This window comes from Prauserella salsuginis (genome assembly GCF_024648885.1).
Taxonomy (GTDB): domain Bacteria; phylum Actinomycetota; class Actinomycetes; order Mycobacteriales; family Pseudonocardiaceae; genus Prauserella; species Prauserella salsuginis.
Genome location: NZ_JANBBF010000009.1, coordinates 486,575 through 504,060, shown reverse-complemented (window position 1 = coordinate 504,060; position 17,486 = coordinate 486,575). Strand labels below are relative to the sequence as shown.

Sequence of the window (17,486 nt, the reverse complement as noted above, 5' to 3'; positions counted from 1 at the left end):
AAATTCCTGGTAGACCAGGCGCTTCGGCGCCCCGGAGGGGCATTCGCCCGTTTCACTTCGAAGCGAGGAGTCGAGCCGCGCGGGTTTCAGGCCGAACGTCGGAATCCCTTGACCGCGCGGCACGCGGTGCTACCGTGACCTGTATCTGATATGTCAGTTGGCTTTCAGATCAGCGCGGTGTTCGGCCAGCCAACCCTCGATCCCCTGCTGCGTGACAGCGCGGAAGGAGTCCCATGAATTCGTCCACCGATGACCTGTTCGACCACCCACTCTCGGCGGTGGACCCGGAGGTGGCGACGGCGGTCGGCGCCGAACTGGGCCGCCAGCAGAACACGCTGGAGATGATCGCGTCGGAGAACTTCGCTCCGCAGGCGGTATTGCAGGCCCAGGGCTCGGTACTGACCAACAAGTACGCCGAGGGCTACCCCGGCAAGCGCTACTACGGCGGCTGCGAACACGTCGACGTCGTCGAACAGGTGGCCATCGACCGCGTCAAGGACCTCTTCGGCGCCGACTACGCCAACGTCCAGCCCCACTCCGGCGCCCAGGCCAACGCCGCGGCCATGTTCGCGCTGCTGAAGCCCGGCGACACCATCATTGGCCTCGACCTGGCCCACGGCGGGCACCTCACCCACGGCATGCGGATCAACTTCTCCGGCAAGCTCTACAACGTCGCGGCTTACACCGTCAGCGACGACACCCACCGCGTCGACATGGACGAGGTGGCGCGACTGGCCCGCGAGCACAAGCCGCAGCTGATCATCGCCGGCTGGTCGGCCTATCCCCGCCAGCTCGACTTCGCCCGCTTCCGCGCCATCGCCGACGAGGTCGGCGCGTACCTCATGGTCGACATGGCCCACTTCGCCGGGCTCGTGGCCGCCGGACTCCACCCCAACCCGCTTCCGCACGCCCACGTGGTCACCACCACGACCCACAAGACCCTCGGCGGCCCGCGCGGCGGCGTCATCCTGTCAGGCGACACCGAGTTCGCCAAGAAGCTCAACTCCGCGGTCTTCCCCGGCCAGCAGGGCGGCCCCCTCGAACACGTCATCGCGGGCAAGGCCGTGGCCTTCAAGATCGCTGCGGGCGAGGCGTTCGCGGAGCGCCAGCGCCGCACCGTCGAAGGCGCCCGGATCCTGGCCGAACGTCTCCAGGCAGACGACGCCCGCGAAGTCGGCGTGCGGCTGGTCTCCGGCGGCACCGACGTGCACCTCGTGCTGGTCGACCTGCGCGACGCCGAACTCAACGGCCAGCAGGCCGAGGACCGCCTTCACGAGATCGGCATCACCGTCAACCGCAACGCGGTGCCGAACGACCCTCGACCGCCCATGGTCACCAGCGGACTGCGCATCGGTACCCCGGCGCTGGCGACCCGCGGCTTCGGCTCGGGAGAGTTCACCGAGATCGCCGACGTCATCGCCGAAGCGCTCCAACCCGGCTTCGACGAGGCCACCAGCGCCGAACTCCGCGCCCGCGTCGAAGCGCTCGCCACCAAGCACCCCCTCTACCCGAACCTGATCGGAGGGTTCTGATGCCGCGTACGCCCGGTGCCGATCTGCCGGACCACCCGGACTGGCTCTGGAACTCGCCTGAGCCGAAACGCTCCTACGACGTGGTGATCGTGGGCGGTGGTGGTCACGGCCTGGCCACCGCCTACTACCTGGCGGTCAACCACGGCATCACCAACATGGCGGTGCTGGAGAGCGGGTGGCTGGCCGGCGGGAACATGGCCCGCAACACCACGATCATCCGCTCGAACTACCTCTGGGACGAGAGCGCGGGTCTCTACGAGCACGCCATGAAGCTCTGGGAGGGCCTGGAGGACGAGCTGGACTACCCGCTGCTGTTCTCCCAGCGCGGCGTGCTCAACCTCGCCCACTCCCTGCAGGACGTGCGCGACAGCAAGCGGCGGGTCGGGGCCAACCGGCTCAACGGCATCGACGCCGAGTGGCTCGACGCCGACCAGGTCGCCGAGATCTGCCCGATCCTGAACACCTCGGAGGACCTGCGCTACCCGGTGCTCGGCGCGACCTGGCAGCCGCGGGCCGGCATCGCCAAGCACGACCACGTCGCCTGGGGCTTCGCCCGTGCGCTGGACCGCATGGGTGTGGACCTCGTCCAGAACTGCCAGGTCACCGGTTTCGACCGGATCGGCGACCGCATCACCGGCGTGCGCACCACCCGCGGTGACATCGCCGCGGGCAAGGTCGCCCTCGCCGCCGCCGGGTCCACCTCGGTGCTGACCGACGAGCTCGGCTTGGCGCTGCCCATCCAGAGTCACCCGCTGCAGGCGCTGGTCTCCGAACTCCTCGAACCGGTGCACCCCACCGTGGTCATGTCCAACGCGGTGCACGTGTACGTATCCCAGGCACACAAGGGCGAACTCGTGCTCGGTGCGGGCATCGACTCCTACAACTCCTACGGCCAGCGCGGCGCGTTCCACACCATCGAGCGGGAGCTGACCGCCGCGGTGGAGCTGTTCCCGATGTTCTCCCGCGCGCACGTGCTGCGCACCTGGGCCGGCGTCGTGGACGTCACCCCGGACGCCTCGGCGATCATGGGCCTGACCCCGTTCGAGAACCTCTACGTCAACTGCGGCTGGGGAACCGGCGGTTTCAAGGCCACCCCAGGGGTCGGCTGGTGCTACGCCCACACCATCGCCCACGACGAACCCCACCCGCTGAACGCACCCTTCAACCTCGACCGCTTCACGACCGGCGCCCTGGTCGACGAACACGGCGCCGCCGGCGTCGCCCACTAGGAGAGCCGCCATGATGCTGATTCCGTGCCCGTGGTGCGGGCCGCGCAACGAGACCGAGTTCCACTACGGCGGGCAGGCCGACGTGTCCTACCCGGCCGAACCACAACAACTGTCCGATGCGGACTGGGCGCGGTTTCTGTTCTACCGCGCCAACCCCAAGGGAATCTTCACCGAGCGGTGGAACCACCAGGCGGGCTGCCGCCGCTGGTTCACCATCCGCCGCGACACGACCACCAACGAGATCTTCCAGGACGACTCCCACGAGGCGGTGACGAGGTGACTGGCGAGTACAGGCTTGCCGAGGGCGGCCGGATCAATCGCGACCGCCCGGTCCGGTTCCGGTTCGACGGCCACGACTACGAAGGATTCGACGGCGACACGCTCGCCTCGGCACTGCTGTCCAACGGCGTGCACCAGGTCGGTACCAGCATCCGCTACGGACGTCCGCGCGGCATCGCCTCCGCCGGCCCGGAGGAGCCCAACGCGCTGGTGCAGATCGAGGAGCCCTTCCCCGAGCCGATGCTGACCGCGACCACGGTCGAGCTGCGCGACGGGCTGGTCGCCTCCTCACTGCCCGGGCAGGGACGGCTGGCCACCGAGCCCGACCCGGCCCGCTACGACGCGATCAACGCGCACTGCGACGTACTGATCGTCGGCGCGGGCCCGACAGGGTTGGCCGCCGCGCTGAGCGCGGCCCGCAGCGGCGCCCGGGTGATCATCGCCGACGCCGACACCGAGTTCGGCGGCAGCCTGCTCGGTAGCGGTGAGGCGCTCGACCACGCTCCCGCGGGCCGCTGGATCGACCGTGTCACCGCCGAGCTGCGGGACACCCCGGACGTGACGGTGCTGCCCCACACCACCGTCTTCGGCCGCTACGACGACAACTACCTGGTGGCCGTCGAGCACCGCGGCGAGGACGCGTTCACTCGGCAGCGCACCTGGCACATCCGCGCCCGCGAGGTCGTGCTGGCCACCGGCTCCCACGAACGGCCCCTGGTCTTCCCCGGCAACGACCGGCCCGGCACCATGCTCGCCACGTCCGCGCGCACTTACGTGCACCGCTACGGCGTGTTGCCCGGCCGCCGCGCCGTCGTGTTCACCACCAACGACAGCGCCTACGCCGCGGCCATCGACCTGCACGACGCCGGCGTGGAGATCGCGGCGGTGGTCGACGTACGTCCGGTGGCCACGACCTTGTGGACCGCACGGTGCGTCGAGCGGGGTATCCAGATCCTGACCAGCTGCGCGGTCACCGGCACCTCGGGCACCGACCGGGTCAGCGGCGCTCAGATCTCCCCCGTTCCCTCCGCCGATTCGGCTCCGACCGTTCCGTCCGAACTGGACTGCGACCTGCTGCTGGTATCGGGCGGCTGGAACCCCGCGGTGCACCTGCACAGCCAGGCACGCGGAACCGTGCGCTACTCCGAGGAGATCGGAGCGCTCGTCCCCGACAGCACTCCCCGCGGCGTGCGCTCGGTCGGTGCTGCCGCAGGGAGCTTCACCACCGGCGAATGCCTGCGGACCGGTTCCGAAGCGGGCAGGGACGCGGCCCGCGAGGCCGGGTTCGGCGCCGACACCGCCGAGGTGCCCGGCGCGCCCTCCGGCCCCGTCACGCCACCGCAGCCGACCTGGCTGCTGCCCGGTGTCCCCGCGGAATCCGGCGACGAGCAGTTCGTCGACCTGGCACGGGATGCGACGGTCGCCGACGTGCGCAAGGCCGTCGGGGCCGGGATGTCCTCGGTGGAGCACATCAAGCGATTCACCACCATCGGCACTGCCCACGACCAGGGCAAGACCTCCGGTCTGCTGTCCTCCGGTGTGATCGCCGAGCTCCTCGGCGTCGAGGTCGCGCAGGTCGGCGCCACCACGTTCCGCCCGCCCTACGCCCCGGTGGCCTTCGCCGCACTGGCCGGGCGCGACCGCGGCGACCTCTACGACCCCGTCCGGGTCACCGCCATGCACGACTGGCACCTGACACAGGACTGCCCGTTCGAGAACGTCGGCCAGTGGAAACGGCCCTGGTACTACCCGCAGCCCGGGGAGGACATGGACTCCGCCGTCCTGCGCGAATGCCACGCGGTGCGCACCGGCGTGGGCATGCAGGACGTCTCCACGCTCGGCAAGATCGACGTGCAGGGTCCGGACGCGGCCGAGTTCCTCGATCTCGTCTACACCAACAAGATGAGCACGCTCAAGGTCGGTCGGATCCGCTACGGCCTCATGTGCCACGCCGACGGCATGGTCTTCGACGACGGCACCGTGATGCGCACCGGCGAGCACCGCTACCTCATCTCCACCACTTCGGGCGGTGCGGCCGGCGTGCTCGAATGGCTCGAGGACTGGCTGCAGACCGAATGGCCGCACCTGCAGGTGCACCTCACCTCAGTCACCGAGCACTGGGCCACCATCGCCCTTGCCGGCCCCCGTTCGCGCGAGGTGCTCGCCCGGGTGACCTCGGACATCGATCTCGACAATGACGCCTTCCCGTTCATGTCCTGGACCGACGGCACCGTCGCGGGCAAGGCCGCGCGGGTGTGCCGGATCAGCTTCTCCGGCGAACTCGCCTTCGAGATCAACGTCCCCTGGTGGCACGGCCGCGAGGTCTGGGAAGCGCTGTACCAGGCAGGTTCCGATCAGGACATCACGCCTTACGGCACCGAGACCATGCACGTGCTGCGGGCCGAGAAGGGCTTCCCCATCGTCGGGCAGGACACCGACGGCACGGTCACCCCGCACGACCTCGGGATGAGCTGGGCGGTGTCGAAGAAGAAGGACGACTTCCTCGGCATGCGCTCGTTCAGCCGGGCCGACACCGTCCGCTCGGACCGCAAGCACCTCGTCGGGCTGCTGCCACCGGCCGACTCGGCGGTCGTGCCGGAAGGCACCCAGCTGGTGGAGCTGGCCGAGCTGCCCGAACCGCCGGTTCCCATGCTCGGGCACATCACCTCCAGTTACCGCAGCGCCGCCCTCGACCGCCCCTTCGCCCTCGCCCTGGTGAAGAGCGGCCGCGACCGCATCGGGCAGACGATCTACGGCCACGTCGGTGACCGGCTCGTGCCCGTCGAGATCACCGAACCGGTCTTCTACGACAAGGAAGGAAACCGTCGCGATGGCTGAGCTCCACGGCGAGTCCCCGCTGGCCGCCCGCACCGAGACACTGGCCGACTCCTCGGTGCCCGGTGCGTTGCAACTGTCCGAAGTGGCCTTCACCGCTCAGGTCGCCCTGCGCGTCGACCCGAAGAGCCCGGCCGCCGAGCGCATCGGCACGGCCGTGGGCACGATGCTGCCCAACCAGCCGGGCCAGGTCGCCCGCACCGAACAGCTGCAGATCCTCTGGATGGGCCCGGACGAGTGGCTGCTGGTCGGTCCCGAGGGCAGTGCGGAACGGATCCAGGCAACGCTCACCGAGGCCCTCGGCGAGGAGCACGGCTCGGTGGTCGACGTCTCCGGCAACCGCACGATCGTCGAGGTAACCGGGCCGAAGTCTCGTGAGCTGCTGGCCAAGGGCTGCGCACTCGACCTGCACCGGCGCAGCTTCGCCTCCGACCAGTGCGCGCAGACCCTGCTGGCGCGCGCCGGAGTGGTGCTGCTGTGCCGGGACACCGAGCGGCCGAGCTTCTGGATCTTCGTCCGCGCGTCCTTCGCGCGCTATCTCGCCGACTGGCTGGCCGACGCGGCCGCGGAGTACCGGGTCTGACACCGGTAGCAGGACGAGTCCGTACGAAGGCGAATGGGAGCAACCAGTGACCGAAGTGCGCGCAGTGGTGGCCATGGGTGAGGGAAAGCCCGTCGAGGTCACCACGATCCACGTTCCGGATCCCGGTCCCGGTGAGGCCGTGGTGGACGTGCGGGCCTGCGGTGTCTGCCACACCGATCTGCACTACCGCGAAGGCGGCATCAACGACGAGTTCCCGTTCCTGCTCGGCCACGAGGTTGCCGGCACGGTGGCAGCGGTCGGCGAAGGCGTGCACAACGTCGAACCGGGCGACTTCGTCGTGCTCAACTGGCGTGCGGTGTGCGGCAACTGCCGGGCCTGCAGACGCGGTCGCCCGCAATACTGCTTCGACACCCACAACGCCGACCAGCCGATGACCCTGGCCGACGGCACCCCGCTGTCGCCAGCGCTGGGAATCGGCGGATTCGCCGAGAAGACCTTGGTGCACTCCGCACAGTGCACCAAGGTTGGGCGGTCGGGGCGCCCGGCGGTGGCCGGACTGCTGGGTTGCGGCGTGATGGCCGGTATCGGCGCCGCGGTCAACACCGGTCAGGCCGGGCCCGGCGATTCCGTGGCGGTCATCGGCTGCGGCGGCGTCGGTGACGGAGCCGTGGTCGGGGCGGCGATGGCAGGGGCGCGGCGGATCATCGCGGTGGACACCGACCCCAAGAAGCTCGACTGGGCGTGCCAGTTCGGCGCCACCCACACCGTCAACGCTTCCGAGGCCGACACCGTCGAGGCGATCCGTGAGCTCACCGGCGGCAACGGCGCGGACGTGGTGATCGACGCGGTCGGGGTGCCCAAGACCTACGAGCAGGCGTTCTACGCCAAGGACCTGGCCGGGACCGTCGTGCTGGTCGGTGTTCCGGATCCGAAGATGCGGCTGGACCTGCCGTTGCTGGACATGTTCGCCCGCGGCGGCACGCTGAAGTCCAGCTGGTACGGCGACTGCCTGCCGGAGCGGGACTTTCCGATGCTCACCGAGCTCTATCTGCAGGGCCGGTTGCCGCTGGAGAAGTTCGTGACCGAGGAGATCTCGCTGGACGGGGTCGAGGCGGCATTCGAGAAGATGCACCGCGGTGAGGTGCTGCGTTCGGTGGTGACGTGCTGATGGCGCTCCGGCCCGATCACGCCGCCGTGCCGGGGAAAACCTCCCCGGACGGCAAGGTGGACGCGATGTCCGCACGCATCCCCACATCCGGCGGAGCGTCGTCCTCGACGCAGCCTTCCGCACGTCACCGGGCAGCGCTGGCGGGGACGCTGCGTAACGCCTCCTACGAGGTGCTGCCGTTCCGCAGCACCGAGGACAAGGTGCTCGCCCACGTGCCGCTGGACGTGCCGCTGACGGTCACCGCCACCGAGGCGAAGGGCATTGAAACGACCGTCGAGCTCGCCGTCCGGTTGAGCAAGAACGGCTACCGGATCGCCCCGCACCTGCCCGCCCGGCTGATCCGCGACCGCGCTGAACTCGACGACATCGCCGCGCAGCTGCTGGAGTCCGGGATCGAGCGGATCTTCGCCATCGGCGGGGACGCCGCCGAACCCGCCGGGGAGTTCGCGGACGCGGAGAGTCTGCTGATCGCCCTCGCCGAAGGCGGGCACGCCTTCCGCAACGTGGGTATCGCGGGCTACCCCGAGGGGCACGGCAAGCTGTCCGACGCGGTGATCGACGAGGCGCTGCGCGCCAAGACCGGCCACGCGCACGAGATCATCACGCAGCTGTGCTTCAACCCGGACACCACGATCGGCTGGGCCCGCGGGCTGCACGCCGAGGGCATCCGCACCCCGATCCGGGTGGGCGTGCCGGGCTCGATCAACCGCCAGAAGCTGATCCGCGTGTCGGCAAGTCTCGGGCTCGGCCAGTCCGCCCGCTTCCTGGCCAAGCAGTCCGCCATGCTCTGGCGGTTCTTCCTGCCCAACGGCTACCGCCCGGACAAGCTGATCACCAAGCTGGCCGACCAGATCGGCCGCCCCGACAACGAGCTCGCCGGCATCCACGTGTTCACCTTCAACGACCTCGCGAGCACCGAACGCTGGCGGCAACGGTGGCTCGACCGGCTGTCCTGAGTGCCCACCCAGGTGGCCGGGTAGCTCGCCGAGATCCTCGATCGATTCCTATCAGGACATGTGGCCACCTGGGGAGGCGAGGCACGTGTCACGAAGCAACCGGTCGTTCGCGTCGCATCGACACCGCAGTGGTGAACGATTTCCCATGCATCCACTATGACCGTGAATCAGGCCCACGGACACGGTTCACAATGGACAACTGTGCGCACTTCGTGCCCATCGTGTCCCCATCCCGTCCAGGTGAACATCATTGTCATCTGCACAGGACGGCTGGCGGTCGGGCCGTGAGAGATCGGCATCCTACGGGGGCCGGTCACGGCATAGCAGGCCACCAATGCCGAGCTGTCGCCCCAGGACCGGAACCGGGAACGGCCCTGACGATCGGCATCGCCCACCTCACCCGCGACCCCTTCCGACGCCTCCGGTCCGTTCGCATTGTTCCGCTCTCCGGGCGACACTCGGGCCGAACATGAACTGGTCGTTCTCTCCTCCGACGTGCCGTCGGAGGAGGATCGCAGGTCCGGCCGCCGACACTGACCGGGAGACGACATCGATCGGGCCCGCCGACCACGTCACCAGATCCGAGCGAGACTGTCGCCGCCTACCCCACGGACGGTGCAAACCACGGCGGCCGAGGGATCGCTTCGCCCACACGTGTGTGTGGGCACGATCAAATCGACTACCCTCAGCCCATGCCCGAGGAACGTGCAGCCATCGATACCGACCGCCCAAGCGCCGGCCGCATCTATGACTACGTGCTGGGAGGTCGCCACAACTACGCCGTCGATCGAGAGTTCGCTGAGCAGCAACTGCGGGAGCTCCCACAGATGCGCATGGGGATGGTGAACAACCGCGAGTTCCTGCGCAGGGCCGTGCGGTATGCGGTCGAGTCGGGCATCCGGCAGTTCGTCGATGTCGGGAGCGGACTACCGACACAGGGCAACGTCCACGAAGTGGCCGACGAGGTCGCCCCTGGCGAATGCCGCGTGGTCTATATCGACAACGAACCGATCGCCCACGCGCACGCGCAGATCCTGCTCGAAGACACCGCCGATCCCGAACGGCATTACGCGCTCTTCGGCGACTACTTCGACGGGCCCGAACTCTGGCAACGGGTACTCGATGAGGGCGCCATCGACCCGGACGAGCCGATCTGCCTGCTGATCGTCGCGCTGCTGCATTTCATGCCCGACGAGCACCAGCCGGGAGCGCCGCTGGCCTACTACCGCGACCAGCTACCGCCCGGCAGCCTGCTGGCACTGACCCACATCAGCCTGAACGTCGAAGACAACGAGGTGCAGGATGCCTTCCAGACGGTCGCCGGACAATACACCAACCGCGCCACTCTGCCACTGACCCAGCGCAGCCGGGACGAGATCGCCGGATTCGTCGGCGATTTCGAGTTCGTCGAACCCGGCCTCGTATGGCTACCCGACTGGCGCCCGGACACCACCAACACAACCGACGCTGCCGAGTCGAACATCGTCGGCGGCGTCGCACGCAAAACCAAGAAGTGAACGACACGCCAGGTCAGCAACACGCTCACCGGGCCTCGGCGGCCCGGTGAGTTTCGCAGCGCCACGACCCGAACACGGCGTTGCCGTACTCGCCGGCAGCTCGCGGCGTGCTCGCTCGCTACAGCGGACTCCGGGCTTGCGGAGGAGGACCTCGAGGCAGTAGTCCAGGTCGAGCTGGACATCGCCCTTGGTCATCAACCGTTCGTGGCGTGCCACCACTGCCTGGCCGTCGTAGAAGGCTACTTCAGTGATCAACAATATGATCTCGAAAAGCAAGAAACCCCTGCGCACAGGGGGTTTCTTGTGGTGCGCGCCTGTAGGGATTCGAACCCCAAACCTTCTGATCCGTAGTGGCGACGTTGACCTGCTCATGCCTCTCGACCTGGTGTATCGATGGCATGCCAGGACCCAAAATGGGCGTCTTCGGCACCGTTGGGCACCATTTCGGGTCCAAGGTCGGGTCCACGCCCACACCCCGCCGACCGTGAAGTCACCCCACGCGACGTGCCCTTCGGCCGGGTGCCGATCAGCATGGCCGGACCGAGCCTCATACCCAAGCCCTCAGACTCTGCCTTGCAAATGCGAGGTGTGGTCCGGTCCTACCTGGATATCGCTGGCCACAGACTTACACCCGCTCCCTCGGCTGCCTCCACTGGCTCAGAACGGCTGCGTTTCGCTCCCATCGTGGCTCCCATCAAGACTGCCGCTTAGCTGAGCACACCGACGCCTGGTGACCTCCGCAGCAAACGCCACAAGTCTTCACCTGCCAGACACGGGCGAGGGCGAGGACGACCGCCCAGGGTGTGCCTCACCTCTGGCGGGAACGCCAAGAACGGAGTCAACTCTTCCCAGTGGCTGCGCCAGAACCTCACGATCGCCGGGTAGCGCTGTTCCCGGGCCTCGGCGAACTCATCTGACGCGGCCTCGGCAGAGACCGGTTGCCGGTCATCGTTGTTCGGGCCATATGGGCGAGGCAACCGTTTATGGGGTTACTTGGTCTTCAGCTGCGTTGGAAACGGTAGTGGGTTTTCGGTGTTGGCTGCGGGCGAGCACGGTGAGTCCGATCAGTCCGGCAAGTATGTAGGTTGCGGCCTGAGCGTTCAGCACACTGTTGATGCCGAACCAGCCTGTACCGATGCTTGCCAACAGCATGCCAATAGCGGTAAACAGTGCCGTTGCGGCGAAGGCCGCACCCATCACGCGGCCAGTCAGGGCGGGCGCCGCGGTGGTCTGCAGTACCGACATTAGGCCAGATACTGCTACCACCGCCGGGAACCCGATGAACGTAAACAGTGCGAGGTAATAGCCGAACGGCATGCTGAACTGTGGGCCGTTCCACAATGCCGCCGACAGCAGGCCGAACCCGATCGCCCCGCAGCCGAGCAAGCTGCTCGGTCGCATATTTCGGGCAAGCACTGCGATGGTGACGCCGCCGCTAAGACCGCCAATAGCCTGGACTCCACGTAACAGTCCGACATGGTTCGCTCCGCCATGGAGCGTATCGAGCACGAAGGGGATGAAGAGCACAAGGAACACCCCCTGTGCTGTCGTCATGAGCGCGAGGACGATCCCTGCTACCCGAATTCTGCGGTCGCGCAGGATGACAGTCATGCCTTCGATCCAGTCACGCAGCATCGGCTGGTCCGGCTTGTCTGCTGCTCGGTGCCGCGCGAAGGGCACCAGCAGCGTGAACACGGCGAGTATCAACGCACAGACGTAGGCCGTGTAGGTGATCATCAGGCCACCGGTGGCGAACAGCGTACCGCCCGCCGATGCACCGACCAGCCGTGCGACGTTGCTGCCTGCGCCGAGCAGCCCGTTCGCGGCGTTGACACCGGACTCGCCCACCAGCTCAGGCACCAACGCGTTTCGCGTCGGCTCGAACACCGACGCGACGGTGGCTTGCCCCGCCATCACCCCATATCCGAGCCAGAGCACGGTGGCCTCGTTCGCGGTCAACAGCGGCGCGGCCACCAACGCCTGTCCTATGCATACCGTCCAGAGCAAGACACGCTTGTTCCAGCGATCGGCAAACACCCCAGCCATCGGACTGACAGCCACAGCGGGTAACAGACCAACGATCATCATGGTCGCTGTCGACGTCATTGAACCAGTTTGCTGGTATACGAGCACAGGCAGAGCTATCTGCAGCATCCATTCGGCCGACTCGGACAGAAACGCTGCAACCCAGAGGCGAGCGAACGCCAGGGTGCGGCATGCTTTGTCGATCACTGGTATGTACCGTCGGCCTCGATGCGCGGGAAAGCGCGCAGACCGACGTGTACGGTCCGTGCTTCCGCCGGGGCATCTTCGCGGATAGTGCCGACATACGGTCGAATCAGCGCGTCCACGTCCACTATCAGTTGCGCCAGTTCATCGGATGTAATCCGCAAGGAGTACGTATTCAGCCCGCCGCTCTCGAGCCACTCCGGGTCCAGTTCCCCTGCTTTGTCGAAAAACCGCTGGGTCAGCGCTTGTTCTTCGTTGAGCGCGTTACCCACCATCGCCAGCTGAGTACTACGAACCACCGGATCCTGGTCGAGCTGGCCTAAATCCAGGCCGACGTCGCAGGCCTGCCATGGCCGTTGCCTGCCATCAGTCGCTGCCGCAGGCTCAACCAGTCCCAACCGCGCGAGCTGCCGCAAGTGCCAGCTGCAGTTCGATGCCGACGAGCCCACGTTTTGGGCGCACTCACTCGGCGTCTTCGGTCCGACAGCCATCAGATAGCGAACCAACGCGGCCCGCAACGGATGGGCCAGCGCCTCCAACAGCTCCGCATCACGCACGCGCCGTCGCTCTGGAAGATCATCACCCATAGTTAACCCTGAAACTGTAGTTTCGAAATTGCAGTTTCAGATTTCTACGCATCCGGCACCTTGTCAAGGAGCACCTCGAACCGGGGGACTGTGTCGGGCCGAACCCGCCGATCCTGAAACAGTCCCCTTTTGCGCCGTGGTGGTCGAGTCAAGGGTGACCGGAGCTCATCGCGGAGCGACGCCGCAGGCGCCTTGAGTCGGCCGTCACGGCGTAAGACCGTCTCAGGGTCAGAAGGGGCTGGGGTTCCTCAAGGTGTGCGTTCCCAGGCTGTGCGCATGTGTTCGCACCAGAGCGGTTGGCCGGCGGCGGTACGTGGGAAGTTGGCCCAGAACGCTCGTGCGATCGGGTCGTCGTTCACGGTGGTCGTCGCCCAGCTGTAGCTCGGTCCACGTACGAGGGCGGCCGTTACGGTCGTTCTGGCGAAGCCTCGGCGGCGCTGGCTTGGTTCGGTTCTCACGTGCTCGATCAGGCCGCGGCGGCAGACGCCGCACAGCGTCACGTCGACTTCGCTCACGATGCCCTGGTCGAGGTAGAGCCGGATCTGGCCGACGCCGGCGGTCGTCGGTGGTGGTTGTGCGATCAGTTTCAGGCCGATGGCTGTCGTGTCGGCTGTGCTGATGGGTGCCTGTTGGCGTGGGTCGATCAGGCACCACTGGTAGCCGCACGATTCGCAGTCGACGCCGGGCTGGCGCATCACTGTCCGCCACTGGGGGCGCAGGTCAGAGCTGGAACACTTCGGGCACGTGGGGGGGTAGTCGTATCGGAGGCTGCCCTTATCGGTGATCACGTGCCGCAGCTCCGGCCGCACCGGCAGCCCCTCGGGCCCGAACTCGCCCCGCATCGACATTGCCCCACCTCCTGAGCGGTGCCGGCCGACCGCTTCCCCCGATCGGCCGACACCACCTCAGAAGCTAGAACGTACGTTCGATGACCGCAACGCGATGTCGGTCACCACGTCGCTGACCAGCGGAGATGTGGCCGGTCGGTCCACTCGTCACCGTCGGCCGGTCGCTACTAAAGCCTTGAAGCGTTTATGGCAGACAGGATTCCGCCAGGCGGGCGGGCGCTGCTATCGGCCGGGCGGACGTGTGATCCGCGAGCAGGAATGGACCCTGTTCGACGGACATGCGACCCGATCGACGCTAGATTCGCCGGGTACTCATCCAGTAACGTTCCGCAGCTGCAACACGACTTGGAAGGCTTGTACTTCGACGGAATCTGTGGGGGTAGCAATGTCCCGAAGCGGCGAGAAGGACACTGTGTGGGAGCTTAAGCCACACACGGCGGCTAAGCATCAGCTTCTTACCGGCTACCTCAAGGCCTGGTTCCCTATCCTGAGCAGATGGAACAGTCGCCTTGTCTTCATCGATGGCTTTGCCGGGCCGGGCATCTACAAGGGGGACAAGCCGGGCTCACCCGTGCAAGCCCTCGACGTACTACTGGAACATACGCATAAGGACGCAATGTCCAGCAGCGAATTCATCTTTATGTTTAACGAAGCAGAAAAGGACAGATACGATAAGCTCGACACGGTCGTAAACGAGTACATCGCCAACCACCAGCCGTGGCCTGCAAATATTAAGGTCAAAACCGGGTGCGATAGCTTCGAATATGTAGCCGAAGGAATCCTCAAGCACCTAGAGGAGCAGAAGAAGAATCTGGCTCCAACCTTTGCCTTTGTGGATCCTTTTGGTGTCAAAGGTTTATCTATGGACCTACTGAGCCGATTGCTTTCATTCGACCGATGCGAGCTCTTTGTCTACTTCGACTTCAATACGGTGAATCGTTTCGCAGCTGCTGGGAACATCGACGACCGACTGGCGGAACTCTTCGGCACCGACCAGTTCAAGCGAGCAGCAGACCTGACGGGCAGTGAGCGCAAGACATTCCTCCACGACCTCTACCAGTCGCAGCTGATGGATGCATGTGGATTCAAGTATGTAAAGAGTTTCGAGATGATCAACGAGACGGGGCACACGGGGTATTTCCTATTCTATGGAACTCGCAATTTCATGGGACTTAAGACGATGAAGGAGGTGATGTGGAACGTTGATCCCGGTGGTGGTGCAGTCTTCTCCGACATCCTTGCCGGCCAGGATGTCTTGTTTGACATCAAGCCAGACACGCTTCCCTTGCAGGAGGATTTGGCCCAACAATTTCGCGGTAAGCGTGTTAGCGTCGAGACGCTTGAGCAGTACGTAGTAATAGAGACGCCTTACGCTGCAAAACATCTCAAGAAGGCAACACTCAAGCCCATGCAAGAACGCGGAATCATTACTAGCCCTAACCAAAAAAGGAAGGGAACTTTTCCCGCAAAAACACTGGTTCAGTTCGCCTAGCGATTAAATTACGACAGGCTGGCATGGTTGGGGATACTCGTTCCATTCTCGCCCGTCGAGCAGGCGCCCGCCAGCTTTCGGAGTGCGCCCGCCCCACTGCTTGAAGAAGAACGGGACATTGGCGAGTTGGCACTGATCGCGCAGGTCGCGAAGCCAGTCGGCCTCGACGGAGCGGGCAGCGGCCCCTGACTCACCGCCCGCGATTACCCAGCCAATGCCACCGAGTTCGAGTTGACGCAATGGGCCGAGTAGCGGTTCGCAGGAGAGGAAGCGCACCGCAGCTGGGACAGCGCGCAAGTCGTCGATGCGGTCAAGCACCCGGTCATTCTCGACCGACACGCCAACCCACAAGTTGCTCGGCCATTCCAGTGACGACGCAAGCCGACGCAGTCGGCGGCTCCGTTTGGTTAGCAATTGGTAGGTGTGCTGGGGGGTCTGTTCCATGACTGCGAACACGCGGCGAATGAACTCGACTGGCACACGTGCGTGGAAAAGGTCGCTCATCGAGTTGACGAACACAAGCCGCGGCGCACGCCACCGGAAGGGCTCAGCCAGTGCGGTTACGTGCGTGGCAACCCCGAAACCTGGGCCACTGGTCCGTGGATCGCCATCCGTTTGATACTTGTCGGAGCCCATTGCTTTGAGGCGTTTCGCGAGTGTCAGGGCGTAGCAGTGATCGCAACCGGCCGACACTCGATCGCATCCAGTGGTTGGGTTCCACGTCGTCTCAGTCCACTCGATGCTCGACTGGCTGCTCATCTCGGGTTCCCTCCACCGTGTTGGCTTCCTTGCTAAGGCTCCTCCGCATGGCGGGATCGCGTCGCCGGCCAGCCTAGTGCGCCACGGCGAACATCTGAACGCCACCACGCAGGGTGCGACACCTTTCCACAGACGACCGACGGTTCACGGCAGCCGGCCTGCCAGTGAACTGTGAGCTCGTGTCAGTGGCCGCACTTGCAGCAGATCCATTTGCCGTTGATGTAGTGCTTGTAGCAGCCTTCGCGGCACATGCTGGTCACCTCCTTTCCGAGTTCGCCGGCTCTTGGTTCAGTCGCCCGTGAGGCAGTCGAGCAAGTGCTCGAGCTGCTCGACGGCGTCGAGTAGGCCGCGGCTGTGCGTGGTGAGTACGCGCTGGCCGTGCTCGTCGGTCTTCTCGGCCAGGTCGCGGCGGATGCTCTCTGTGAAGCAGGAGGCGGTCGGCGCGGAGGCTGTGTTGGCGTGCTTCGGCGTTGATGAGTGGGCGCAGGTGGGCGCGGTCCCATTCGTCGAGGGCGAGTTCTTCGCCTCGTGGGCCGGCTGGGTAGCGGTTGCCTCGCCAACCGCACTGACAGGCGGCTTCATGGCACTCGTAGGCCGTCTCGTCGATCAACCAGCGGCGGGAGTAGGTGCCGTCGGCGAGGAGTTGTGCGGCGCGTCCCTCGTAGTCGCCGATCTTGTGGGCGTACGGCCCTTGGTAAACGATTCCCATGGCGTTTCCTTCCTCCGGTTTGTTGGTCAGTCGGCCGGGTTTTGGGGCTGCGGGGCAGGCCCGGTGTTTTTCGGGGCCTGCCCGCAGGCGAGCGCAACCGCGGCGCCGGAGGCTCGCCAGCAAGGAGGAAGGGCAGAAGATCTTGGGCGCGCGCTTTTTGCGGCCAAGATGTTGTGCCCGCCTTGCTGGTGAGGTGGCGTCGTGGTATCGGAACTTGTGCGCCGCAGTCGGGGTGAGTGGCTACGTTTGTCGCGTCTCGACAGGGCAGCGCCGCAGGCGCAACAGGGGTTCTGGGCCGTGCGGCCTTGAGCTCATGCCGCAGCGCCGACCTGCCGCGGGGCGCCTGTGTGGCCGCTGCGGACTGTCGGTGGGGCGTGCGAGCCTCGATGGCATGGAGGTCACCGAGGCTGACGTGCAGCGGATTCCGCCGCGGAATGTGCGGGTTCCGCTGGATGAGTTCGCCCGGGTGTGGGTCGAGGCCGGCCACCGCGCGGCGGCGGACCGGGATTGGTACGCCTCCGGTGTGTCGATGACGTGTCGCTGGATGGCCCACGGCTCGATCGAGCTCAACGGCCGGCGCCTGCCGGCCTCGGCTCCGGTGACCCGTCGCAAGGACCGGGCTTATGAAGAGCTGATCGAGGCCGAGGTGCTGGCGGCGGAGAAGCTGGCGTTGCAGCGGCCGGTGCCGGCCTGGCTGGCCGAACGGCCGGGCTGGTGCGAGGCGGTGTGCGCGACGCTGCGCTGGGCGTGGCGTCACAGCGGCCCGCCGCCGCTCCAACTCCCGGCCGTTCACTGACCCGCA

General features: G+C 66.3%; 16 protein-coding genes. 10 read left to right on the top strand and 6 right to left on the bottom strand.

Going from position 1 to position 17,486, the window contains the following annotated elements; genetic code table 11:
- Nucleotides 1–233 precede the first annotated feature (233 nt).
- The 8 genes from glyA to LY40_RS09065 all read left to right on the top strand — a co-directional run bounded on the left by glyA (nt 234) and on the right by LY40_RS09065 (nt 10,060).
- Nucleotides 234–1,532: a serine hydroxymethyltransferase gene (gene glyA, locus LY40_RS09100; RefSeq protein ID WP_258936533.1), complete on the top strand. Its 1,299-nt coding sequence runs from the start codon at nt 234–236 to the stop codon at nt 1,530–1,532.
- Nucleotides 1,532–2,761: a sarcosine oxidase subunit beta family protein gene (locus tag LY40_RS09095; RefSeq protein WP_221212657.1), complete on the top strand. Its 1,230-nt coding sequence runs from the start codon at nt 1,532–1,534 to the stop codon at nt 2,759–2,761. Before glyA ends, LY40_RS09095 begins: the two co-directional genes overlap by 1 nt.
- A gap of 10 nt (nt 2,762–2,771) precedes the next feature.
- On the top strand, nt 2,772–3,041 hold the full coding sequence (locus LY40_RS09090; protein ID WP_183780313.1) for a sarcosine oxidase subunit delta: 270 nt from the start codon (nt 2,772–2,774) through the stop codon (nt 3,039–3,041).
- A complete protein-coding gene (locus tag LY40_RS09085; protein WP_258936532.1) occupies nt 3,038–5,878 on the top strand; it encodes a 2Fe-2S iron-sulfur cluster-binding protein in 2,841 nt (946 codons plus the stop codon). Before LY40_RS09090 ends, LY40_RS09085 begins: the two co-directional genes overlap by 4 nt.
- Nucleotides 5,871–6,458: a sarcosine oxidase subunit gamma gene (locus LY40_RS09080; RefSeq protein ID WP_258936531.1), complete on the top strand. Its 588-nt coding sequence runs from the start codon at nt 5,871–5,873 to the stop codon at nt 6,456–6,458. The genes LY40_RS09085 and LY40_RS09080 overlap by 8 nt, the downstream gene beginning before the upstream one ends.
- A 46-nt stretch (nt 6,459–6,504) precedes the next feature.
- Nucleotides 6,505–7,587 carry an S-(hydroxymethyl)mycothiol dehydrogenase gene (locus LY40_RS09075; RefSeq protein ID WP_258936530.1) on the top strand — a complete coding sequence of 361 codons (1,083 nt, stop codon included), beginning with the start codon at nt 6,505–6,507 and terminating at the stop codon, nt 7,585–7,587.
- A gap of 65 nt (nt 7,588–7,652) precedes the next feature.
- Nucleotides 7,653–8,543 (top strand): methylenetetrahydrofolate reductase, encoded by an 891-nt coding sequence (locus LY40_RS09070; RefSeq protein WP_183780325.1) that lies wholly within the window; start codon nt 7,653–7,655, stop codon nt 8,541–8,543.
- A gap of 692 nt (nt 8,544–9,235) precedes the next feature.
- The gene (locus LY40_RS09065) at nt 9,236–10,060 is read left to right on the top strand and encodes an SAM-dependent methyltransferase (protein ID WP_258936529.1); all 825 of its coding nucleotides are present in this window, start codon (nt 9,236–9,238) and stop codon (nt 10,058–10,060) included.
- 707 nt (nt 10,061–10,767) lie between these two features.
- Here the strand turns inward: LY40_RS09065 and LY40_RS26495 are convergent.
- The 4 genes from LY40_RS26495 to LY40_RS09050 form a co-directional block, all read right to left on the bottom strand.
- On the bottom strand, nt 10,768–11,037 hold the full coding sequence (locus LY40_RS26495; protein WP_372497717.1) for a transposase: 270 nt from the start codon (nt 11,035–11,037) through the stop codon (nt 10,768–10,770).
- 4 nt (nt 11,038–11,041) lie between these two features.
- On the bottom strand, nt 11,042–12,292 hold the full coding sequence (locus tag LY40_RS09060) for an MFS transporter (protein ID WP_258936528.1): 1,251 nt from the start codon (nt 12,290–12,292) through the stop codon (nt 11,042–11,044).
- Nucleotides 12,289–12,876 carry an ArsR/SmtB family transcription factor gene (locus LY40_RS09055; RefSeq protein WP_258936527.1) on the bottom strand — a complete coding sequence of 196 codons (588 nt, stop codon included), beginning with the start codon at nt 12,874–12,876 and terminating at the stop codon, nt 12,289–12,291. The genes LY40_RS09060 and LY40_RS09055 overlap by 4 nt, the downstream gene beginning before the upstream one ends.
- Before the next feature lie 248 nt (nt 12,877–13,124).
- Complete coding sequence (locus tag LY40_RS09050) at nt 13,125–13,724, bottom strand: hypothetical protein (RefSeq protein ID WP_258936526.1); 600 nt, start codon at nt 13,722–13,724, stop codon at nt 13,125–13,127.
- A gap of 94 nt (nt 13,725–13,818) precedes the next feature.
- Here LY40_RS09050 and LY40_RS09045 point away from each other — a divergent pair, with 94 nt between their 5' ends.
- The gene (locus LY40_RS09045; protein WP_258936525.1) at nt 13,819–15,216 is read left to right on the top strand and encodes a three-Cys-motif partner protein TcmP; all 1,398 of its coding nucleotides are present in this window, start codon (nt 13,819–13,821) and stop codon (nt 15,214–15,216) included.
- Nucleotides 15,217–15,219: 3 nt separating this feature from the next.
- On the opposite strand, the gene LY40_RS09040 is transcribed toward LY40_RS09045, so the two are convergent.
- Nucleotides 15,220–15,975, bottom strand: a complete 756-nt coding sequence (locus tag LY40_RS09040) for a DUF5131 family protein (RefSeq protein WP_258936524.1) — start codon at nt 15,973–15,975, stop codon at nt 15,220–15,222.
- A 288-nt stretch (nt 15,976–16,263) separates the two neighbouring features.
- Entirely contained in the window at nt 16,264–16,557 is a 294-nt protein-coding gene (locus LY40_RS09035; protein ID WP_258936523.1) for a hypothetical protein, read from the bottom strand.
- Between the two features lie 518 nt (nt 16,558–17,075).
- On the opposite strand from LY40_RS09035, the gene LY40_RS09030 reads away from it, so the two are divergent.
- The gene (locus LY40_RS09030) at nt 17,076–17,480 is read left to right on the top strand and encodes a hypothetical protein (RefSeq protein ID WP_258936522.1); all 405 of its coding nucleotides are present in this window, start codon (nt 17,076–17,078) and stop codon (nt 17,478–17,480) included.
- The last annotated feature ends 6 nt before the right edge of the window (nt 17,481–17,486 follow it).